The following is a 22517-nucleotide window of genomic DNA, read 5'->3' on the forward strand; positions in this document are numbered from 1 at the left end:
CGATCCTCTCCCTTTCCCCAGGATGTCCGATGAATTTCGTTTCCACCCGTCATGCCGCCCCCGCCGCTTCGCTGAGCCAGGCCATTGCTGCCGGGCTTGCGCCTGATGGCGGGCTGTACGTTCCCGCCCAACGTCCGGCACCGCAGGCATGGCGCGCGCGGGGCAGCCTCGCGCAGGATGCCGCAGCGGTGCTCGCCCCGTACTTCGCCGGCGATGCGCTGGCCGCGGCGCTGCCGGCGCTGTGCGCGCAGGCGTTCGATTTCCCCGCGCCGTTGCGCGCCCTGTCCACCCCGGCTGACCACGTACTGGAACTGTTCCACGGGCCCACGGCGGCATTCAAGGACTTCGGGGCACGCTTCCTCGCCGCCAGCCTGGCCCGGCTGCAGCGCGACCAGGCCCGCCCGTTGACGATCGTGGTGGCCACCTCCGGCGATACCGGGGCTGCCGTGGCGGCCGCGTTCCATCGCCAGCCGGGTATCCGGGTGGTGGTGCTGTATCCGGATGGGCGGGTATCGCCACGCCAGGCGCACCAGTTGGGCTGCTTCGGCGACAACATCCGCACCCTGCGCGTGGCCGGATCGTTCGACGACTGCCAGGCGATGGTCAAGCAGGCGCTGGGCGACCGCGCGCTGCAGGCGCAGGTGCCGCTGAGCTCGGCCAACAGCATCAGCCTCGGGCGCTGGCTGCCGCAGATGAGCTATTACGCGCACGCCGCGCTGGAACACCACGCCGCCACCGGGCAGGTACTGAACCTGGTGGTGCCCACCGGCAACCTCGGCAATGCGATGGCCGCGGTACTGGCGCGGTCGATGGGCCTGCCGCTGGGCCGGATCGCCCTGGCCACCAATGCCAATGATGTGCTGCCGCGTTACTTCCACGGCGCCGACTACGCACCCTCCGCCAGCGTGCAGACGGTGGCCAACGCGATGGACGTGGGGGCACCCAGCAATTTCGAACGGCTGCGCTGGTTGTATGCCGAGGACGACACGGCATTGCGGGCCGACTTCCGTGCCGATGCGATGGACGATGCGGCGATCCGGGCCCTGATCGCGCGGCGGTATGCGCAGGCGGGCGAGGTGTTCTGTCCGCATACGGCAACGGCGGTCGCCCTGCTCGAACGCCTGCGCGCGGAGGGGGTCGCGGGGGACTGGGCGGTGGCCGCCACCGCGCATCCGGCCAAGTTCGAGGGGGTGGTCGAGCCGTTGATCGGCCGTGCGCTGCAGGTGCCGCCGGCATTGGCCCGGCTGCTGCAGCGCCCGGCCAGCGCCGAACCCTGCGCGCCGGACTACGCCGCGTTGCGTGAGGTGCTGCTGCAGCCGTAACGCCCGTCAACGCCGGAGGGAGCCCGGCCGTGCGTCAGTACGCCTCGTCGGCCGACAGTTGGCGCAGCGCATCTTCGTCGAGGATCTCGACAGTGTTCAGATGGGGCAGGGCGATCAGGCCCTGCTGGCGCAGCTTGGTGAAGGTGCGGCTGACCGTCTCCATCGTCAGGCCAAGGTGGTCGGCGATGTCGCCGCGCCCCATCGGCAGGGTCACGCGTGTCCCGTCGCCCCCCAGCCGTGCCTCGCGCGCGGCCAGCCGCAGCAGGAAGTCGGCCAGCTTCTCGGCCGGTTGCAGACGGCCCAGCGCGAGCGCGGCGTCCTGCGCGGCATCCAGCTCCTGGCAGGCGCGCTGCAGCAGCTTGCGCTCCAGGTGCGGGAAGCGCGCGCGCAGGTCCTTCATCTGCGGCAGGGCGACCCGGCACACGCGGCTGTCGGCGATGGCCTCGATGTCATAGCGGTGGTGGTCGCTGCCGCTGAGGCCGAGATAGTCGCCCGGCAGTACGAAGCCGCTGATCTGACGGCGGCCGTCGGCCAGGGTGCGGACCAGGCGCAGCGCGCCGGCGGTCAAGGTATAGACATGATGGCGCGGCTCGCCGGCGCGCGCCAGGTTGGCACCCAGCGGCAGCGGCTGCGACACGGTGACCCGCTCCAGCGCCAGCACCTCGTCCGGCGCCAGCGCCGAGCACACCGCCAGATGGCGCACCGAGCAGTGCAGGCAGTCGCGCAGCGGCGAGCAGCCCGGCGTGGCAGGGTCTTCAACGGCGGAGAGGGCGTTACCGGGGTGAGGCCGGGTCATGTCGAACCAGGGAGCGGGGCCTGCCTATGATACGTCATGCGGTCGTTGGCCCGGGCCATGCCCGCCGGACGAGGTGCCGCCGCCCGGCTGCGGCTAGAATACGCAGCTCGCTCATCCCCCCGTTTTGCAGGAGTCCCGCAAGTGATCAAGCCCCGTACGCCGCCCGGCATCATGGAATTGCTGCCGCGTGAGCAGATCGCGTTCCAGCGCATGCTGGACGTCATCCGCCGCAACTACGAGCGGTTCGGGTTCCTGCCGGTGGAGACGCCGGTGTTCGAGCTGTCCGACGTGCTGCTGACCAAGTCCGGTGGCGAGACCGAGCGCCAGGTGTATTTCGTGCAGTCCACCGGCGCGCTGGCCAATGCGGCCGAAGCGGGCGACCGGAGCCTGCCGGAACTGGCCCTGCGTTTCGATCTGACCGTGCCGCTGGCGCGTTACGTGGCCGAGCACGAGCACGACCTGACCTTCCCGTTCCGCCGTTACCAGATGCAGCGCGTGTACCGCGGCGAGCGCGCCCAGCGCGGGCGTTTCCGCGAGTTCTACCAGTGCGACATCGATGTGATCGGCAAGGACAGCCTGAGCGTGCGCTACGACGCCGAGGTGCTGGCCGTGATCCACGCGGTGTTCGCCGAACTGAGCATCGGTGATTTCAGCATCCAATTGAACAACCGCAAGCTGCTGCGCGGCTTCTTCGAAAGCCTGGGCGTGGCCGATGGCGAACGCCAGCTGGCGGTGCTGCGCGAAGTGGACAAGCTGGACAAACGCGGCCCGGACTACGTGCGCGAGACACTGGTGGGCGAGGGCTTCGGCATTCCGGCCGGGCAGGTCGAGCGGATCCTGGCGTTCGTCGCGGTGCGCTCCAGCAGCCACGCCGATGCGCTGGCGCAGCTGGATGCACTGCTGGCCGACCCGGCCGCCAGCGACATGCTCAAGGCCGGCGTGGCCGAGCTGCGTGAGGTGCTGGAGCTGGTCAAGGCGCTGGGCGTGCCGGAGACCGCGTACTGCCTGAATTTCTCCATCGCCCGCGGCCTGGATTACTACACCGGTACCGTCTACGAGACCACGCTCACCGACCACCCGCAGATCGGGTCGATCTGCTCGGGCGGCCGCTATGAAGACCTGGCCAGCCACTACAGCAAGTCGCGTCTGCCCGGCGTGGGCATCTCGATCGGCCTGACCCGCCTGTTCTGGCAGCTCCGCGAAGCCGGGCTGATCGCCGGCATCGAGGACAGCAGCGTGCATGCGCTGGTGGCGCTGATGGACGACAACGGTCTGGCCCAGTCGCTGGACATCGCCCGCCGCCTGCGTGCCGGCGGCATCAATGCCGAAGTGCAGATGGAGCCGAAGAAGATCGGCAAGCAGTTCCAGTACGCCGCCAAGGCGGGCATCCGTTTCGTGGTGCTGGCCGGCGAGGACGAGCTGGCGCGCGGCGTGGTCGCGGTCAAGGACCTGCTGCGCGAGCAGCAGTTCGAGGTTGCCCGCGAGGAATTGGCCAGCGCCCTCCAGGTGGAGCTGGAACAGGCCAAGGTCATGCCGTGAGACAGGCCGCGGCCGGGGCGCTGATGGCACTCCTGCTGACCGGGTGCCAGAGCGACCCGGCGCTGCACAGCCTGCGCATCGGGCCGGGACACTACCGGCTGGAGGCGGACCGCTGCCATGTTCACCTCCCGGCGCCGCCGCAGCGGAATCCGCTGGAGCTGGATCTGGAAGCCCTCGCCGCGCGGACGTGCGGCGGCCGGGCCGGCCCGTTGGAAGCGCTGCAGCCCATTCCCAGCCGCCAGGGCAGTCTGTTCGGCGAATGCCTGCGCAGCGGCGCCCTGCGCGCCGAGGTGCGCTGCCAGCGCACCCCCCGGTAGAGCGGACCGTCGGTCGGCTTATCTGTCATCCGCCATCGTTCTTCGACCCCTCGGCACCGCCGCCCCCCGATACCCTGGCACCACGTCCGGTCGAGCCGCCCGTTGCTAGGCGGCGCTCCCGTCCGCCATCGCACCCCCTGAGCACCTACGCCCTGCGCGGCCCGCTGGCCAGCGCCCGGCGCTCCCCCACACCTGAATCCTTCCCGGTCCGCACCCGTCGGCGTTTGACTGCGGTCGTTTACTTGCGCTAATGTATTAGCGCGCTATTACATTCATACGATGAAACTACGCCCTATCCCCCGTGAAAAAGATGCCCAGGCCGACCTGTCGGCGCTGGCCCGCGCGTTCGCTGCGCTGTCCAGTCCGGCACAGGTGACCGCGTTCCTGCGCGACCTGTGCACCCCGGCCGAACTGGAGGCGCTGTCGGACCGCTGGAAGGTGGTGCCGCTGCTGCAGCAGGGCGTGCCGTATCGCGAAATCCATGAACTGACAGGCGTCAGCGTGACCACCACCGGCCGTGTCGCGCGTTCGCTGGAGCATGGACACGGCGGCTATGCCGCTGCCGTTGCCGCCACTGCGTCCACCTCCGAATCCACGTAGAGACCCTCCCCATGAGTGCAACCCAGACTGCCCCGGCACGCGACCGGCTGCGTATTGCCATCCAGAAGAACGGGCGGCTGGCCGAGCCTGCCCGCAGCCTCCTGACCGCCTGCGGGCTGAGCTGGCGGCAGAGCCGTGACAAGCTGTTCTGCTATGGCGAATCGCTGCCGGTGGACCTGCTGCTGGTGCGCGACGACGACATTCCCGGCCTGATCGCTGACGGCGTCTGCGATTTCGGCATCGTCGGCCGCAACGAACTGGACGAGCAGGGCGCCGCCCGTCGCCGGATCGGGTTGCCGCAGGCTTATCAAGCCCTGCGCGGGCTCAACTTCGGCCAGTGCCGGCTGATGCTCGCCGTGCCGGAGGAATGGGAGTGGCAGGGCGTGGCCACGCTGGCCGGCAAGCGCATCGCCACCAGCTATCCGGCGATCCTGGCCGACTGGCTGGAGGCGCGCGGCATCGACGCGCAGGTGGTGGAGCTGTCCGGCTCGGTCGAGATCGCCCCGCGCCTCGGCACGGCCGACCTGATCTGCGACCTGGTCTCCAGCGGCGCGACGTTGGCCGCCAACCAGCTGACGCCGGTGGAAACGCTGCTGGACAGCGAGGCGGTGCTGGCCGGTCCGGTGCGGACACCCGACGACGCGCGCGCCGGCCTGATGGCAATGCTGCTGCGCCGGCTCGATGCAGTGGTCAACGTGCAGGACAGCAAGCTGCTGATGTTCCGCGCCGCACGCGACCGCGTGTCCGAGCTGAGCCGGCTGCTGCCCGATGCCGATCCGCTGGTGCACCTGCCCGACGACGGTGGACACCTGCGCCTGCAGACCATGTGCCACGGTGCGTTGACCTGGCAGCGGCTGGAGGAGCTGGAGCGCGCTGGCGCCCAGGGGTTGATGGTGTTGAGCGTGGAGCGGTCGCTGGCATGAATCGTCTGCAATGGTCCCAATTGGATGCCGATGCCCAGGCGCAGTCGCTGCAGCGCCCCGTGCAGGCCGTAGCGGCACGCACCCGTGAATCGGTGGCGTCGCTGATCGCGGCGGTACGCGCCGACGGCGATACGGCGCTGCGCGAAATCAGCCTGCGCTTCGATGGCGTGGCCCCGGCAACCTTCGAGGTCGGCGAGGCCGAGTTCGCCGCCGCCGAGCGGGCGGTGTCGGCCGACCTGCGCAAGGCGATGAGCGAGGCCGCCGCACGCATCGCGATGTTCCACCAGGCCGGCATGAGCCAGGGCTATGCGGTGGATACCGCTCCCGGGGTGCGCTGCGAGCGCGTGGTGCGGCCGATTGGCCGGGTCGGCCTGTACGTGCCGGCCGGCAGCGCGCCGTTGCCGTCCACCGCGCTGATGCTGGGTGTGCCGGCGCGGTTGGCCGGGTGCCGCGAAGTGGTGCTGTGTACGCCGCCGCGCAGCGACGGCAGCGCCGATCCGGCAGTGCTGGTGGCCGCGCGCCTGACCGGTGTGCACCGCGTGTTCACGCTCGGCGGCGCACAGGCCATCGCCGCAATGGCCTACGGCACCGAGAGCGTACCGGCCTGCGACAAGCTGTTCGGGCCGGGCAACAGTTTCGTCACCGAGGCCAAACAGCAGGTGGCGCAGGACGGTGCGGCGGCCATCGACATGCCCGCCGGTCCCTCTGAAGTGCTGGTGATTGCCGATGCCGGCGCCAACCCCGCATTCGTCGCCGCAGACCTGCTTTCGCAGGCCGAGCACGGCCCGGATTCGCAGGTGCTGCTGCTCACCGATGATCCGGCCATGCTCGCCAGGGTGGCGGCGGCCGTCGACGACCAGCTCGGCCGCCTCTCGCGCGCGTCGATCGCGGTGCAGGCATTGCAGGCATCGCGCCTGATCCAGGTGGAGTCCCTGGCGCAGGCCTTCGAGATCAGCAACCGTTACGCGCCCGAACACCTGATCCTGGCGCTGCGCGAACCACGTGCCTGGCTGGACAAGGTCGAGGCGGCCGGCTCGGTGTTCCTCGGCGACTACACCCCCGAAGCGCTGGGCGACTACTGCAGCGGCACCAACCACGTGCTGCCCACCGCCGGTGCCGCGCGTGCCTACAGCGGCGTGAGCGTGGCCAGCTTCCAGAACCTGATCAGCGTGCAGTCGGCCACGCCTGCGGGCATCGCCGCGATCGGCGAATGCGCGCGCATCCTTGCCCGCGCCGAAGGCCTGGACGCGCACGAGAACGCGGTGACGCTGCGCATGGAGGCGGCCGCATGAACGCTGCCTCCATCCTGTCGCTGGTGCGCGACGATCTGCAGGCGTTTGCGGGCTACTCGTCGGCACGCAGCGGTGCGCTGGTGGGCGATGTGTGGCTCAACGCCAACGAATCGGCGTGGGCCAACCCGGCCGACGTGGCCGGTGGCGCGCGGCGCTATCCGGACCCGCAGCCGGCGGCATTGCGCGAGCGGCTGGCCGCTCTGTATGGCTGCGCGCCCGAGCAGTTGCTGATCGGGCGCGGCAGCGACGAAGCCATCGATCTGCTGGTGCGCGCCCTGTGCGAGCCGGGCCGCGACGCGGTGGTGACCACCCCGCCGGTGTTCGGCATGTACGCGGTGTGCGCGCGGCTGCAGAACGCGCCGCTGGTCGAAGTGCCGCTGATTGACCGCGGCGACGCGCTGGACGCCGACATCGACGCGGTGATCGCTGCCGCATTGGGCGGCAACGCCAAGCTGGTGTTCCTGTGTTCGCCATCCAACCCGGCCGGCAGCACGATCGCGCTGGCCGAGATCGAGCGTGTCGCGACGGCGCTGCAGGGCAGAGCATTGGTGGTGGTGGACGAGGCCTATGGCGAGTATGCGGAGCAGCCGTCTGCCACGACGCTGTTGAGCCGCCACGACAACATCGCCGTGCTGCGGACGCTGTCCAAGGCGCACGCGCTGGCGGCCGCCCGCATCGGAAGCCTGATCGCCGATGCCGCGCTGATCCAGCTGCTGCGCCGCTGCCAGGCGCCGTACCCGGTGCCGGCCCCCTGTGCGGATCTGGCATTGGCCGGTCTTGAGCCGGAATCCCTGGCCGTCACCGGCCAGCGCATCGCACAGGTCAAGGCCGAACGCGCGCGTCTGCAGGCTGGCCTGGCCGTGCTGCCCGGCGTGGTGCGCGTGTACCCCTCGCAGGGCAACTACCTGCTCGTGCGCTTTGCCGATGCACAGGCTGCGTTCGATGCGCTGCTCGCCGCCGGTGTGGTGGTGCGCGACCAGCGTGCCGCGCCCCAGCTCGGCGATGCGCTGCGCATCACCATTGGCAGCCCGGAGCAGAACGACCGCGTGCTTGCCGCCCTGATTGCCCGGAGGGCTGCCGCATGACCCCGATTCTGTTTGTCGACCGCGACGGTACCCTGATCGAGGAGCCAGCCGATTTCCAGATCGATGCCTACGAGAAGCTGCGCTTCGTCCGCGATGTGATCCCGGCGATGCTCAAGCTGCGTGACGCCGGCTATCAGTTCGTGATCGTCAGCAATCAGGACGGGCTGGGCAGCGAAGATTATCCCCAGGCCAGCTTCGACGGCCCCAACGACCTGATGCTGCAGATCTTCGCCAGCCAGGGCATCGTGTTCCGTGACGTGCTCATCGATGGCACCTGGCCGCACGACAATGCGCCGACGCGCAAGCCCGGCATCGGCCTGATGCTGCCCTATCTGCAGGACCGCAGCATCGACTGGGCGCGCTCGGCGATGGTCGGCGACCGCCCCACTGACATCCAGTTCGCGCAGAACATGAACATCCGCGGTTTCCAGCTGCGCACCGCACAGTTCGGCGGCGAGTGGGACTGGAACGGCATTGCGCACGAGCTGGCCGACGCGCCACGCCGGGCGACAGTGCAGCGCACTACCAGGGAAACCCGCATCCGCGTCGAGGTCGATCTGGACCGCGTCGCCGAACCGCGGATCCATACCGGTCTGCCGTTCTTCGACCATATGCTGGAGCAGATCGGCAAGCACGGCGGGTTCGCGCTGATCGTGCACGCCGAGGGTGACCTGCATATCGATGAGCACCACACCATCGAGGACACCGGTCTGGCCCTGGGCCAGGCCCTGCGCGAGGCGCTGGGCGACAAGCGCGGCATCGGCCGCTATGGCTTTACCCTGCCGATGGACGAGACCCTGGCCAGCGCCGCGCTGGATTTCAGCGGCCGGCCGTACTTCGTGTTCGAGGGCGATTTCAAGCGCGAACGTGTGGGCGACATGCCCACCGAGCTGGTACCCCACTTCTTCCGCTCGCTGTGCGACGCGGCCGGGCTCAACCTCAACCTCCGCGTGCAAGGCGACAACGACCACCACAAAGTCGAGGCGTGCTTCAAAGTACTTGCGCGCGCCCTTCGCCAGGCCTTGCCACGGCAGGGCAGCGCGATGCCCAGTACCAAGGGGGCGCTGTGAGCGAAATCGCCCTGATCGATGCCGGCGGCGCCAATCTCGGCTCGGTCCGCTATGCGCTGGAACGGCTTGGCGCGCGCGTGCGACTGGTGCGCGACGCGGCCGGCCTGCGCGGCGTGTCGCGGGTGATTCTGCCCGGTGTGGGTGCCGCGCCGCATGGCATGGCGCGCCTGCATGCGCAGGGGCTGGTGCAACCCCTGCGTGAACTGGAGGTGCCGTTGCTGGGCATCTGCCTGGGCATGCAGCTGTTGTTTGAAGGCTCCGAAGAAGGTCATGTCGAGTGCCTCGGGCTGCTGCCCGGCGTCGTCCGCCACCTGCATCCGGCCACCGGGATCCGGGTGCCGCACATGGGCTGGAACCGCCTGCTGCCGCTGCGCGATGCGCCGCTGATGCACGGCGTGGCCGATCGTGCCAGTGCCTACTTCGTGCACAGCTACGCCGCGCCATTGAACGAACACACCGTGGCAGCATGCGACCACGGCGGCCTGTTCGCGGCGGTGGTGCAGCGCGGCCGCCACAGCGGCGCGCAGTTCCATCCCGAACGGTCGGCCGCCACCGGTGCCCGGATCCTGCGCAACTTCATCGAGAACGCCTCCCCATGAGTTTCATCGTCTATCCCGCACTGGACATCCGCGACGGCCGCGTGGTGCGCCTGCTGCAGGGGGATTACACCCGGCAGACCACCTATGGCGACGACCCGCTGCCGCGCGCGCAGGTCTTTGCGGACGCCGGCGCGAGCTGGATGCACCTGGTCGACCTCGACGCCGCCCGTGCCGGCGGCTACACCCTCTCGCCCCTGCTCACGGCGATCACCGCGCAGACCGGGCTGAAGGTGCAGACCGGCGGGGGCGTGCGCTCGCGCGAGGATGTCGCGCGCCTCCTGCAGGCGGGCGCTGCCCGCGTGGTGGTCGGCTCCGTGTCGGTACGCGAACCGGATACGGTGATTGGCTGGCTGCGTGAGTTCGGCGCGGAGCGGCTGACGATCGCACTCGATGCCCGGCAGGCCGACGACGGCCGCTGGCTGCTGCCGGTGCACGGCTGGACCGAAACCGCCGACGTGACCCTGGATGCACTGGCCCAGCGCTATGCGCAGGCCGGCATGCGCCACCTGCTGTGCACCGACATCGCCCGGGACGGCATGCTGTCCGGGCCGAACATCGCGCTGTACCGGCACCTGTCGACGCTGCTGCCCGGCGTGGCCGTGCAGGCCTCCGGCGGCGTGCGCAGCGCCGCCGATGTTGCCGAGGCCAAGGTGGTGGGCTGCGGTGGCGCGATCCTGGGCAAGGCGCTGCTGGAAGGGCGCATGAGCCTGGCGGAGGCGCTGGCATGCTGAGCCGCCGGCTGATTCCCTGCCTGGACGTGCGCGACGGCCGCGTGGTCAAGGGCGTACGCTTCCGCGATCACGTGGACATGGGCGACATCGCCGAGCTGGCCCTGCGCTACCGCGACCAGGGCGCTGACGAGCTGGTGTTCTACGATATCGGGGCCAGCCCGGAGGGCCGTGCGGTCGATGTGGGCTGGATCGAGCGCATTGCACGTCTGATCGACATTCCGTTCTGCGTCGCCGGTGGCATCAGCGACGTGGAGACCGCCCGCCGCGTGCTGTATGCCGGCGCCGACAAGATATCGATCAATTCGCCGGCGCTCGGGCGCCCGGCATTGATCGAGGAACTGGCCGACGCCTTCGGCGTGCAGTGCGTGGTGGTCGGCATCGATTCGGTCCGCGAGCCTGATGGCCAATGGCGGGTGCGCCGTTTCAGCGGCGACCCCGACAAGACCCAGGCAGTGCCGATGCGCACGCTGGACTGGCTGGTGGACGCACAGCGCCGCGGTGCCGGCGAGATCGTGCTGAACTGCATGGACAGCGATGGCGTGCGCCGCGGCTACGACGTGGCCCAGCTTCGCCAGGCACGCGCGTTGTGTCAGGTGCCGCTGATCGCGTCCGGCGGCGCCGGGGACATGCAGCACTTCGCTGACGTGTTCGACCAGGCCGACGTCGACGGTGCGTTGGCCGCCAGCGTGTTCCACAGTGGCGCCATTGCCATTCCCGCACTCAAGCAGTTCCTGCGCGAGCAGCAGATCGAGGTCCGTGATGTCTATTGACGTATTCCCCTCCCGCGAGGCGCTGGCTGCACTGGATTGGGCCAAGGGCGACGGCCTGCTGCCGGTGGTGGTGCAGGACGCCGATACGCTGGCCGTGCTGATGCTCGGCTATGCCAATGCCGAATCGCTGGAGCTCACCCTGGTGACCGGCCACATGACCTTCTACAGCCGCAGCCGGCAGCGGCTGTGGACCAAGGGCGAGTCGTCCGGCAACGTGCTGGCGGTGACGGCCGTGCGGGTGGACTGCGACAGTGACAGCCTGCTGGTCAGTGCACGCCCGGCGGGACCGACCTGCCATACCGGCGCCGAAAGCTGCTTCGCGCAGGCGCCCGGCAGCTTCCTCGGGCGGCTGGATGCGCTGGTGCGGCAGCGCGCGCAGGACCGTCCGGCCGGCAGCTACACCACCTCGCTGTTCGAGGCAGGCACCCGTCGCATTGCCCAGAAGGTGGGCGAGGAGGGCGTGGAAACCGCACTGGCAGGTGTGGTGCAGGACGATGCGGCGCTGCTCGGCGAATCGGCGGACCTGCTGTTCCACCTCACCGTGCTGCTGCGTGCGCGGGGACTCGGGCTGGAGGATGCGGTGGCGGTACTGGCGGCACGGCACGCCGCCTGAGCGTTGAACCGGTGCGTTTAACGTTGGTGAAACGCACCGCAGGGGATGATGTGCGGCTTTACAATCGCCCACCCCGAACGGAACCCCCTCGATGACCCGCACTGCTGTCTGGCTGGCCTGCCTGCTGTTGACGACCGCCCCTGCTTGGGCTGCCGAGGTGACCGTGACCGGCAAGGTCTATCAGGAGCGCGACGGCAAGCCGGGGCGCGGTCCCACCGATCCGGGCCTGGCAGGCGTGCAGGTATCCAACGGCGAGACCATCGTGCGGACCGCCGCCGACGGAAGCTATGCGTTGCCGGTGCGCGACGGCCAGACGGTCTTCGTGATCAAACCGGATGAATACCGGTTCCCGGCGGCGTCCAACGGCCTGCCGGCTTACTGGCGTCACTACGCGCCACAGGGCTCGCCCAGGCTGAAGTACGACGGCATCGCCGCCACCGGCGCCGGCACCCGCCACTGGGATTTCGCGCTGGAGCCGGTCAAGGACGCCGCCTCGGCCCGCGATGGCTTCGAGATGCTGGTGTTCTCCGACTCGCAGACCGCCAGCCGCCAGGACATCGGGTATTACCAGCGCGCCATCGTCGAGCCGATCGTCGGCAAGCACCCGGCGCGGCTGGGCACCACGCTGGGCGACATCGTCAACGACGACCTGTCGCTGTACCCGGCCATCAACAAGGTCACCGCGCAGCTGCAGGTGCCGTGGTTCCACGTGCCGGGCAACCACGACCTGGACATGGACGCCGGCGACGACCGCCATTCGCTGGACAGCTGGCGCGCGGTGTACGGGCCGGACACCTACGCGGTGGAAGAGGGCGGCGCCAGTTTCGTGTTCCTCGACGACGTGGTCTACGACCCCACCGCGCGGCCGAAGTACATCGGCGGCCTGCGCGCGGACCAGTTCACCTTCCTCGGCAACTACCTCAAGGCCCTGCCGCGCGACCGTCTGGTCGTTCTGGGCATGCACATCCCGCTGTTCGATGCCGAACCGGGCCGCGAGACCTTCCGCCACGCCGACCGCAAGCGCCTGTTCGCGCTGCTCAAGGACTTCCCCAACGTGCTGGTGCTGAGCGGCCACAGCCACACCCAGCGGCACTATTACCACAGCGCCGCCGAGGGCTGGCAGGGCGCCAAGCCCCTGCACGAGTACAACGTCGGTGCGGCCTGCGGTGCGTTCTGGTCGGGGGTCAAAGACAGCAACGGCATCCCCGACGCGACCATGAGCGATGGCACCCCGAACGGCTACGCCGTGCTGTCGGTCAAGCCGGCTGGCGACTATGCCCTGCGCTACTACGTGGCGCGTGCGCCGGATGACTACCAGATCGCGCTGCATGCGCCGCGCGTGCTGCGCAAGGGCGCATATCCGGCCTGGGGCGTTTACGCCAATGTGTTCATGGGCCAGGACGACACCCTGGTCGAATACCGCGTCGATGACGGCGCGTGGCAGCCGATGAAGCGCGTGGTGCAGCCGGACCCGCGCCTGCTGGAAGAGAATGTCGCCGACGACACCGCCGAACGTCTGCGCGGCTTCGACCGCTCGCCGGAGGCCACGCCCTCGCCGCACCTGTGGCGCGGGGCGCTGCCTACCGACCTGGCGGCCGGCGCGCACAAAGTCGAGGTGCGCGCGGTGCACGGCGATGGCCCCACCGCCACCGCCAGCACCACTTATCGCCTGCAGGTCGCCTCGCCCTGAGCTGGCATACGCCCCTGTACGGCAGGCGCTGCTTTGCAAACCCCGGGCGATCGCCGAAAATCGCCCGGATTGATTCGATCCCAGCCAAGGCCTGCGAGTGAGCGTTGCGGCACCGTTTTCCGGGCATGTCCCGCTCCCTTCCGATTCGTCCCGTGCGACGCCCGGTCCGGCCATGCGCCATGATCCGATCATCGTTGCCGATGTCGGCGGCACGTTCGCACGCCTCGGGCTTGCCGAGGTGCAGGCGGGTCTGCCGCCGCGCCTGAGCGGGCTGCGGCAGTACCGCTGTGCCGATTACGCCAGCCTGGCGGCGATCCTGGCCGACTTCACGCGCGCCGCCCTGCGTCCGGTCGACACCGCCGTCGTGGCGATCGCCGGGCTGCTGGAAGGCGACCACCTGGTCAACACCAACCTGGCCTGGCCTGTATCGGTGGCGGCCACGCGGGCCGAGGCCGGTCTGCGCTCGCTGGCGCTGATCAACGATTTCGAAGCGGTGGCCTACGCCATTCCGCACGTGCAGCCGGACACCCTGGTGGCGCTCAACGGCGAGCCGGTCGTCGCCTCGCCTTGGCCGGCGCTGGTGCTCGGCCCCGGCACCGGGCTGGGTGCGGCACTGCGCTTCCAGGGCGGCGACCAGCCGGTGCTGGCCAGCGAAGCAGGGCACGCCGCGCTCACCGCCGGCAATGCGCTGGAACTGGAGATCCTGCGCCAGATGCAGCAGCGCTGGGCGCATGTGGACCAGGAGCGGATCCTGTCCGGCAGCGGCCTGATGAACCTGTACCCGTGTCTGTGCGGCATCCGCGGCGTGACGCCGCGTTGGCAGACCACCGAAGACCTGATCGCCGCCGCGCAGGCCGGCGACGACGCACTGGCGGTGGAAACGCTGCAGGTGTTCAGCGCGTGGCTGGGCAGTCTGGCCGGTGATCTGGCGATCACCTTCGGCGCGCGTTCGGTGTACCTGGCCGGCGGCATTCCCACCCGCATCGCCACCTTCCTGCATGCCGGTGACTTCCGCGCGCGCTTCCTGTCGAAGGGGGTGATGAGCGGTGTGCTGGCGCAGGTGCCGGTGTGGCGGGTGGACCACGGCGAGCTGGGCATGCTCGGCGCGGCGGTGTGGCACGACGCACGGCGCGGCCGCGCCGTTGCGTGAGGCACTCCCGCCGCGCGGTGCGGCGGGATGACGACAGGCAGTGCAGGGAGGGGTGGGCATGACCGATCGCAGGCAGTTTCTCCAGGCCGGGGCGCTGGCCGCCGGTGGGTTGGTGTTGCCGCACGCAGGCGCGCAGCGCCGCAGTGGCGCGCGGGTGGTGTCCACCTGGGATTTCGGCGTGGGCGCCAACCAGGCGGCATGGACGGTGCTGTCGGCCGGGGGCACCGCGCTGGATGCGGTGGAGGCCGGCGCGCGCTGGGCCGAAAGCGAACTGTGCAACCCCACGGTGGGGCGCTGCGGCAACCCCGACCGCGATGGTGTGCTCAGCCTGGATGCCAGCATCATGGACGGCGACGGCCGCTGTGGCTCGGTAGCTGCCCTGACCGACATCCTGCATCCGGTGTCGGTGGCACGCAAAGTGATGGAAAACACGCCGCACGTGATGCTGGTCGGGCAGGGCGCACAGCAGTTTGCGGTGGAACAGGGCTTCGAGCGCCAGAAGCTGCTCACCCCGGCTGCCGAAAAGGCGTGGCGCGACTGGTTGAAGACCGCACAGTACACGCCCGAGATCAACGTGGAGCGTCGCGGCCGCCCCGGCGACAGCAGCAACCATGACACGCTGGGGATGCTCGCCATCGATGCCCACGGCCGCCTCGCTGGCGCCTGCACCACCAGCGGCATGGCCTGGAAACTGCATGGACGTGTCGGTGACAGCCCGATCATTGGCGCCGGCCTGTACGTGGACAACGAGGTCGGCGGCGCCACGGCGTCGGGCGTCGGCGAGGAGATGATGCGCAATGCCGCCTCGTTCCTGGTGGTGGAGCTCATGCGCCAGGGCCGGTCGCCGGCACAGGCGTGCCGCGAAGCGATCGCACGGCTGGTGCGCAAGCGCCCGGAGGCCAGCAGGACCCTGCAGGTATGTTTCCTGGCGATGGACCGGCATGGGGAGGTCGGCGCGTACGCGCTGCACCGGGGCTTCGTCTACGCGGTGTGCGACAAGGACCGCCAGGATGACCTGCGCGACTCGGCGTCGGTCTATACCAGCGAGCAGCGCTGAGCATGGCGCGCCGGCTGCTGGAGATCGCCTCCAACTCGGTTGCGTCGGCGCTCGCCGCGCAGCAGGGGGGCGCGGACAGGATCGAGCTGTTCGACAATCTTGCCGAAGGCGGCACCACGCCGTCGCACGGCAGCATCGCGGTGGCGCGCGAGCAGCTGCGCATTCCGCTGTTCGTGCTGATCCGGCCGCGTCCCGGCGACTTCCACTACGGCGCGCTTGACGCGGAGATCATGCTGCGCGATATCGCCCATTGCCGTGCACTGGGCTGCGATGGTGTGGTGATCGGCGCGCTGGATGCCGAGGGTGACATCGACGAGGCGCTGTGCCGCGCGCTGGTGCAGGCCGCCGGCCCGCTCCAGGTGACTTTCCATCGCGCGTTCGATGCCGCGCGCGATCTGCCCCGCGCGTTGGAGCAGGTCATCGCACTGGGCTGCCAGCGGGTGCTGACGTCCGGCGGCCAGGCCAACGCGGAGACAGGGGCCGCGGTGCTGGCCGCACTGGTCGCGCAGGCGAACGGACGCATCGGCGTGATGGCCGGGGCAGGGCTCGACGCCGGCAACATTGCCGCCGTTGCCGCCCGCAGCGGCTGTACGGAACTGCATGCGTCCGCCAAGGCCGTGCAACGCTCGGCCATGCGCCACCACAACCTGGCGCTGACCGGGCTGTCGCCGGACTGGATCGCCACCGATGCCGCGGAAGTGGCGGCGCTGCGCGCCGCGCTGGACGCACGCGCAGGGTAGACCCGCGCGGAGACATCGGCCCGCTGCGGCAACAAAAACGGCAGCCGCCTGTACCAGCGCGGCTGCCGTGGAGGAACAACCCCCGCCCGAAGGCGGGGGGAGACACTCAGAACTTCCAGGTCATGCCGAGGTAGAGCTGGCGACCGGAGTACAGGTTGGACAGCAGGCGCGCCTTGCTGTCGTTGCCGAGATAGACGCGCTGCTCGGACTTGGTGGCGTTGAGCACCGATGCGCTCAGGATCAGGGCGTCGGTGATGTTGTAGGCCGCGTTGAGGTCCAGCTGGTCATACGGTTCGGAGTACTGGGTGAGACCGTTGTTCAGACCGCCCACCACTTCGCCACGGCGGTTGAACGAGGCGCGCGCCAGGAACTTCTCGTTCTCGTAGAACACCGTGACGTTGGCCTGGTTCTTGGCGCTGCCGACCAGCGGCGAGGAACCGATGCGTTCGCCATCGAGCACCACGGCGGCCAGGTTGGTGTCGTTGTAGGTGTAGTTGGCCTGGATGCCCAGGCCGATATCGAACGTGTACTGGCCGTACAGTTCAACGCCCTGCGACACGCCATCCTGGCCGTTGGCCTGGGTGGAGTACTTCTGCACCGTCACCGACTGGCCACCGACGTTCATCTGCTGGTCGCGCACCACCGGCACGGTGAAGTTGCTGATGTCCTTGCGGAACAGCGCCACACCGGCCACCGAACCCGGACGGAAGTACCACTCCAGACCGAGGTCGTACTGGGTGGCCTCGAACGGCTGCAGGTTCTTGTTGCTGCCCGAGCCGTACCAGCCGGGAGTGTCGGTGCCGCCGGCGACGCGGCGATCGTTGCTGTACTCCTCGCTGACATAGCTCAGACCGCCCGGGTAGGCGATGCTGGTGTAGCCGGGGCGGGCGATGACCTTGGACGCGGCGCCGCGCAGCACCAGGCTGTCGGTGATGTCCCAGGCGATGTTGAAGCTCGGCAGGAAGTCGGTGTAGGTCTTCTCCATCGAGCTGAGCGCATAGGTTTTCTCACGCGCCAGGTTGTCGGGCAGGCGCACGAAACCGCTCTGGCAGACATAGCCGGTATTGGAGGCGATCAGCGGTGCCGCCGCCGGATCGTTGCAGCCCATCGGCGTGCCGGCGGCGTTGTCCTGGAAGTAGTCGTTGAACTTCTCCACCGAGTCGCTGGATTCGGCGAACTGGCGGGTACGCACCACACGCACGCCCACGTTGCCGCGGACCCGTTCGGTGCGGAAGTTGGCCTGGAAGTAGCCCGAGTAGATCTTCTCGTCGACGTTGTAGACGAAATCCTCTTCCTTGCGATTGTGCGAGCCACCGTAGGTCTGGTTGAGGTAGTTGATGTACGCCGGATAGTTGATGCCCGGGAACACGTTGGCGTTGAAACCGCCGGCGATGTTGTTGATCGGGTTGGACAGGAAGAAACCGGGCTGGGCGACACCGGCCGAGGCATCGCAGCCGGACTGGTAGCGGTTCTGGTCGTAGAACGCCGGATCGGGATCCTTGCCCTGGCACACCCAGTAGGTGTTGCCGGTGTTGCGATGGACCGAGCCGTCACGGTACTTGGTGCCGAACTGGATCGAATCCAGCCAGCCGCTTTCAAACAGCTTGGTGACATCGGCCTGGAAGTAGTTCTGCTTGATGTCGGTCTGCGTCCACGACGAATCGGTCGAGCCGGTGTCGACTTCGGCGATGCCGGCCATCAACTGTTCCTGCAGGTCCGGCGAGAACGTCGCGCTCGGCGTGCCGGTCAGGTCCCAGGCGCTGTAGCTGTTGCCGGACTGCCACACGCCATTGACCTGGCGGCGTGGCTTGGCCGCCATGCGGAACTTCATCGACGGGCCGCCTTCGGACCAGGTCCGGCCGCCGGTGAACGAGGCCTTCCACAGCGGGCTGATGTCCCAGTCGATGGACAGATCGGCGGTCTGCGACAGCGCCTTCTCACGGCTGTAGTCGCCGGTCAGCTGCGGGGTGGGGATGGTGCAGTCGTCCGGACCCCAGCCACCCGGCGCGAGGCCTGCGGCCGCAGCCTGTTCCTCGCTGCAGTAATAGGTCTTGCCGGCCAGCTTCTCGTACTGCGCGCCGGTCACGATGCTGCCGCTGGGATCGAAGGTGAGCCCGTCCAGCATGCGGCCGCCGGCCCAGTTGCCGTCGCCGTTGTAGCGCGCCAGATTCCATTCGGGAATCTTCAGCATGTTCTGGGTGTAGTTGCCTTCCAGCTCGAAGCGGAAGTAATTGGCGGTCAGCGTCAGGTTGTCGAGCGGCTTGAACTGGAAGGTGAACTGGCCACCCTTGCGCTCGCGCTCTTCTTCCTTCACGGCGAAGTTCACCGAGGTCGGCATGAAGAATTCGCTGTAGTTGCGGCCGCTCTGGTCATTGAAGCCGGACCGGCCCCACCAGTAGTGGATGCCGTCCTGTTCCAGCACGTTGCCGTTGGCGTCGCGCGCATCGGTGTTGTTGCCGTACCACTGGAAGTCCTCGGTGCTGGCTTCCATCGTGCGGCTGGTGCGCTTCTGCTGGGTCACCCCGACCAGTACGCCGAAACGCTCGTCCTTGCTGTGCCAGGAATACAGCGCCGACAGCTGCGGATCGATGTCGTGGCTGGTGTCGGAGGTGGTGCCCTCGACGGTGACATAGCCCGAGTTGGCTTCCATGTCGAGCGGGCGGCGGGTATGCAGGATCACCGTGCCGCCGATGCCGCCTTCGTCGATGCGCGCTTCCGGCGACTTGAACAGCTCGGCGCTGGACAGCATGTTCGACGGCAGCAGGGTGTAGTTGAACGAGCGCGTGGCTTCGTTGTTGGTTTCCGAGGTGGCGACGTAGTTGCCGTTCAACTGCGTGAGGGTGAGATCGGGCGCCAGGCCGCGCACGCTGACCGTCTTGCCTTCGCCGCCATCGCGGGTGATGACCACGCCCGGCACGCGCTGCAGCGCGTCGGCCACGTTCTTGTCGGGGAACTTGCCCACGTCCTCGGCGGTGATCACTTCGACCACGGCATTGGCATCGCGCTTCTGCTGCAGGCTCTTTTCGATGGCGTAGCGGTAGCCGGTGACGGTCACGCTGTCGAGCGTGGTGGCGTCCGGCGACGGGGTCGTGCCGGCCTGTTGCGCGAAGGCGCCGACCGGGGCCAGCGCGGCGGCGAACAGCGCGGCGGTGATGGCTGCCGACAGCGTGTCGCGGTTGCGCATGCGGGACATCTTGTTCATTCCACTCTCTCCCTCTCCTGGATTGAAACGGTGGCGATACGTGATTGAATCGATCTAATTCTGGAGGTCGCTGTTGCCAGCAACGAACGACGGTGCGTCCCGCATGCAACGTGAGGCAGGTCCCCCCCACCTACCTGTCCGTCAATCGTGACCGTTCGGAGTTGGATCGATCTAAACGATTGGCGGGGGATTTTTAGCACGGCCCGGGAGGCGAAGCATGCTGCTGCGCAATATGACCGCGGTATGTCGGCAACGGCCGGTTTTCGCTGTGGAGGTGAAAACGTTTTCTTGCGCAGGCGCCATGCCAGGCGGTCGTTCCAGGCGCAGCCCGCAGCCAGGCCGCCGCCACAGACGACATCCATGTTGCGCCGCAGAATGCATCCGTCGAAATCCCCGTGCTTTACTTGAATCGATCTAAATTCACTGCTGCGTGGATTTGGACGCGCGCCAACAGGGGGATGGCCGGCCAGCAATGGCGGGGCTTTCACCCGTCCAGTCGCCTGGTTCCCGGCATCGGCCGGGCCACCGGTCGCCCGCACCGACATCGACCCACAGGAACCCCGCATGCGCCGAACGTCTGTCCTCGCCGTCACCTCTCTGCTTGCCCTGGCCTGCGCGCCCCTGCTGCAGGCGGCCGCGCCGGCCGCGCTGGAGCGCGAGGTCAACACCTTCATCGGCAGCAAGGATGACGGCAATACGTTCCCGGGGGCCTCGGCGCCGTTCGGCCTGATCCAGGTCAGCCCGATCGGGGAGCACTACGCCGGCTGGCGTTACGACGACCCGAAGATCCGCGGGTTCGGGCATTCCTTCCTGTCCGGTGCCGGCTGCTGGGAGCAGGGGGGCCAGGTGTCCGTCCTGCCGGTCACCGGCAGCATCGGTCCTGGCGGCGATTTCGACACCGCCACCGCCAAGAGCTTCGATCACAAAGCCTACGCAGCCTCCTACACCCATGAGGGCGAGGTCGGACAGGCCGGCTACTACAAGGTGCGCCTGACCAGCTACGGCGGCATCGATGCCGAGGCCACCGCGCGCACCCGGGCCGCAGCCGAACGCTACACGTTCGCCGCCGGTGCGGAAAACGGCCACGTGCTGGTCAACGTCGGCCAGGCCAACGAACGCCATTCGGTGATCGGCAGCGTCATCGATGTAGTGGGCGACCGTGCGGTGGAAGGCAAGCTGGTCACCCGCAGCTTCTGCGGCGGCCATCAGTACACCACCTGGTTCCGCATCGAGTTCGACCGCCCGTTCAAGGCCTTCGGCACCTGGGGCGAGGGCGGCGGGCTGCCCGGTGCGCGCCACGGCATGGAAGGCGAACTCAAGCCCAGCGGCGCCTGGCTGAGCTTCGACCTGTCGCAGGGACGAGCGGTCACGGCGGTCAGCGCGATCTCGCACGTGGATGCCGAGGGTGCGCGCGCCAACCTGCGCAGCGACGGCATGGAAAAGGGCCGCCTGCTGGGCTTCGACCGGATGCGCGAGCTGGCGCAGACGCGTTGGCGCGACGAACTGCGCAGCGTGCGCGTGCAGGGCGGGAACGGTGACGACCGCACCGTGTTCTATACCGCGCTCTACCACGCCCTGCTGCAGCCGCTGACCGGCAGCGATGCCGACGGCCGCTACCGTGGTTACGACGATGCCATCCACCGCGCCGACGGCTGGACCTACTACGAGTACTTCTCGCTGTGGGATACCTATCGTGCGCAGAACCAGTGGCTGGCACTGACCCGTCCGCAGGTCGCCCGCGACATCGGCCGCAGCCTGCTGGCCATCGATGCGCAGGGCGGCTGGCTGCCGCGCTGGGGCTACGCCAACTTCGAAACCAACATCATGACCGGCGATCCGGTGACGCCTTTCATGGTGGATCTGTGGCGCTTCGGCGCGCTCGACGGGCGTGAGGCCGAGGCGTACACGGCGTTGCGGAAGAATGCGTTCAGCACGCCGCCGATCAACTCGCGTCACGCCGGCCGGTCCGGCAATCCCAGTTATCTTGCCAATGGCTTCGTGCAGTACGACCGTGCGTTCCCCTCCAAGGGCATGGATGTGGATCCGCATCATGGCGGCTCGGCCACACTGGAGTACGCACTGGCCGACTGCGCGCTGGCACAGATGGCCGACGGCCTCGGCCACGCCGACGACGCCGGCGTGCTGCGCACGCGTGGCCGCAATTGGAACAAGGTATGGGACCCGGACGTGCGCGACGAGGGCGGCTTCAGCGGCTTCCCGCGGCCGCGCATGGAGGACGGCAAGTGGTACGTGCCGGCCGATGGCCGCTACAGCCCGCGTTCGCACCACGGGTTCCATGAAGGCACGGCGTGGCAGTACCAGTGGCTGGCGCAGCAGGACATCCCGGGCCTGGTGCAGGCGATGGACGGTCGCGCCGAGGCCGCACGCCGGCTGGATGCCTTCTTCGCCTACGACGCACTGCGCCAGGCCCCGTTGACGGCCGCGCGCAAAGAATGGGTGGTGGGGCCGTACAGCTACTACAACCAGTTCCGCTACAACCCCAACAACGAGCCGGACCTGCATGCGCCGTGGATGTACACGCTGATCGGTCAGCCGTGGAAAACCGCCACGGTGGTGCGCGCCGCGCAGCAGCTGTTCACCAACGCGCCCAATGGCGTCACCGGCAACGATGACCTTGGCACGATGTCGGCGTGGTACCTGTTCAGCGCCTTGGGGCTGTACCCGGCGGTGCCGGGCAGCGGTCAGTTCCTGCTGCACACCCCGCGCTTTGCCCAGGTCGATGTCGATCTCGGTCAGGGCCGCACCCTGACCGTGAAGGCGCCAGGTGCCGATGGCCGCACGCTCCAGTACGTGCAGGGCGTGCAGGTGGATGGTCGCGCGCATGCGCCGGTGTGGCTGGACTGGGCGCGCCTGCAGCAGGGGGGGCGCATCGATGTGGCGCTGGCAACGCAGGCGCCGGAAAGCGGGTGGGGCACGCAGGTGGCCGACCTGCCGGTGTCGTACTGCGCCACCCCGGGTGCGGCGCTCGAATGAGGGCTGCTGCAATCGTTTAGGCTTGCA

The 22517-nt window shown here is 68.8% G+C and carries 19 protein-coding genes; 17 read left to right on the forward strand and 2 right to left on the reverse strand.

Features of this window, described 5'->3' with window-relative positions; all coding sequences use genetic code 11:
* The first annotated feature begins 29 nt into the window (after positions 1–29).
* Positions 30–1322 (forward strand): threonine synthase, encoded by a 1293-nt coding sequence (gene thrC / locus OC534_RS02755; protein WP_262071339.1) that lies wholly within the window; start codon positions 30–32, stop codon positions 1320–1322.
* A 34-nt stretch (positions 1323–1356) separates the two neighbouring features.
* On the opposite strand, the gene OC534_RS02760 is transcribed toward thrC, so the two are convergent.
* Positions 1357–2118, reverse strand: a complete 762-nt coding sequence (locus tag OC534_RS02760; protein ID WP_017355819.1) for a helix-turn-helix domain-containing protein — start codon at positions 2116–2118, stop codon at positions 1357–1359.
* A 141-nt stretch (positions 2119–2259) separates the two neighbouring features.
* Between OC534_RS02760 and hisS the strand changes: the two genes are divergently transcribed.
* The 15 genes from hisS to OC534_RS02835 all read left to right on the forward strand — a co-directional run bounded on the left by hisS (position 2260) and on the right by OC534_RS02835 (position 16294).
* Positions 2260–3657: a histidine--tRNA ligase gene (hisS, locus tag OC534_RS02765; RefSeq protein WP_017355820.1), complete on the forward strand. Its 1398-nt coding sequence runs from the start codon at positions 2260–2262 to the stop codon at positions 3655–3657.
* A 23-nt stretch (positions 3658–3680) separates the two neighbouring features.
* On the forward strand, positions 3681–3974 hold the full coding sequence (locus OC534_RS02770; protein WP_262071340.1) for a hypothetical protein: 294 nt from the start codon (positions 3681–3683) through the stop codon (positions 3972–3974).
* Between the two features lie 279 nt (positions 3975–4253).
* The gene (locus OC534_RS02775; protein WP_017355822.1) at positions 4254–4574 is read left to right on the forward strand and encodes a YerC/YecD family TrpR-related protein; all 321 of its coding nucleotides are present in this window, start codon (positions 4254–4256) and stop codon (positions 4572–4574) included.
* Between the two features lie 11 nt (positions 4575–4585).
* On the forward strand, positions 4586–5497 hold the full coding sequence (gene hisG, locus OC534_RS02780) for an ATP phosphoribosyltransferase (RefSeq protein WP_017355823.1): 912 nt from the start codon (positions 4586–4588) through the stop codon (positions 5495–5497).
* A complete protein-coding gene (hisD, locus tag OC534_RS02785) occupies positions 5494–6789 on the forward strand; it encodes a histidinol dehydrogenase (RefSeq protein WP_262071341.1) in 1296 nt (431 codons plus the stop codon). The genes hisG and hisD overlap by 4 nt, the downstream gene beginning before the upstream one ends.
* Positions 6786–7874, forward strand: coding sequence for a histidinol-phosphate transaminase (gene hisC / locus OC534_RS02790; protein ID WP_262071342.1), 1089 nt, complete (start codon positions 6786–6788; stop codon positions 7872–7874). Before hisD ends, hisC begins: the two co-directional genes overlap by 4 nt.
* Positions 7871–8944, forward strand: a complete 1074-nt coding sequence (gene hisB, locus OC534_RS02795) for a bifunctional histidinol-phosphatase/imidazoleglycerol-phosphate dehydratase HisB (protein ID WP_262071343.1) — start codon at positions 7871–7873, stop codon at positions 8942–8944. Before hisC ends, hisB begins: the two co-directional genes overlap by 4 nt.
* Entirely contained in the window at positions 8941–9543 is a 603-nt protein-coding gene (gene hisH / locus OC534_RS02800; RefSeq protein ID WP_017355827.1) for an imidazole glycerol phosphate synthase subunit HisH, read from the forward strand. Before hisB ends, hisH begins: the two co-directional genes overlap by 4 nt.
* A complete protein-coding gene (gene hisA, locus OC534_RS02805; protein WP_136003965.1) occupies positions 9540–10274 on the forward strand; it encodes a 1-(5-phosphoribosyl)-5-[(5-phosphoribosylamino)methylideneamino]imidazole-4-carboxamide isomerase in 735 nt (244 codons plus the stop codon). Before hisH ends, hisA begins: the two co-directional genes overlap by 4 nt.
* Positions 10268–11044, forward strand: a complete 777-nt coding sequence (hisF, locus tag OC534_RS02810; RefSeq protein WP_136003966.1) for an imidazole glycerol phosphate synthase subunit HisF — start codon at positions 10268–10270, stop codon at positions 11042–11044. Before hisA ends, hisF begins: the two co-directional genes overlap by 7 nt.
* The gene (hisIE, locus tag OC534_RS02815) at positions 11034–11657 is read left to right on the forward strand and encodes a bifunctional phosphoribosyl-AMP cyclohydrolase/phosphoribosyl-ATP diphosphatase HisIE (RefSeq protein ID WP_017355830.1); all 624 of its coding nucleotides are present in this window, start codon (positions 11034–11036) and stop codon (positions 11655–11657) included. Before hisF ends, hisIE begins: the two co-directional genes overlap by 11 nt.
* Positions 11658–11748: 91 nt before the next feature.
* Positions 11749–13347: a calcineurin-like phosphoesterase family protein gene (locus tag OC534_RS02820; protein WP_166472915.1), complete on the forward strand. Its 1599-nt coding sequence runs from the start codon at positions 11749–11751 to the stop codon at positions 13345–13347.
* Between the two features lie 97 nt (positions 13348–13444).
* Positions 13445–14497, forward strand: a complete 1053-nt coding sequence (locus tag OC534_RS02825; protein WP_037591296.1) for a glucokinase — start codon at positions 13445–13447, stop codon at positions 14495–14497.
* 58 nt (positions 14498–14555) lie between these two features.
* Complete coding sequence (locus tag OC534_RS02830) at positions 14556–15554, forward strand: N(4)-(beta-N-acetylglucosaminyl)-L-asparaginase (RefSeq protein WP_017356269.1); 999 nt, start codon at positions 14556–14558, stop codon at positions 15552–15554.
* Between the two features lie 2 nt (positions 15555–15556).
* Positions 15557–16294, forward strand: a complete 738-nt coding sequence (locus OC534_RS02835) for a copper homeostasis protein CutC (RefSeq protein ID WP_262071344.1) — start codon at positions 15557–15559, stop codon at positions 16292–16294.
* Between the two features lie 106 nt (positions 16295–16400).
* On the opposite strand, the gene OC534_RS02840 is transcribed toward OC534_RS02835, so the two are convergent.
* Entirely contained in the window at positions 16401–19496 is a 3096-nt protein-coding gene (locus OC534_RS02840; protein WP_262071345.1) for a TonB-dependent receptor, read from the reverse strand.
* Positions 19497–20060: 564 nt separating this feature from the next.
* Here OC534_RS02840 and OC534_RS02845 point away from each other — a divergent pair.
* The gene (locus tag OC534_RS02845; RefSeq protein ID WP_017356272.1) at positions 20061–22490 is read left to right on the forward strand and encodes a GH92 family glycosyl hydrolase; all 2430 of its coding nucleotides are present in this window, start codon (positions 20061–20063) and stop codon (positions 22488–22490) included.
* Positions 22491–22517: the final 27 nt, after the last annotated feature.

Source organism: Stenotrophomonas sp. Marseille-Q5258, from assembly GCF_946900935.1.
Taxonomy (GTDB): domain Bacteria; phylum Pseudomonadota; class Gammaproteobacteria; order Xanthomonadales; family Xanthomonadaceae; genus Stenotrophomonas; species Stenotrophomonas nematodicola.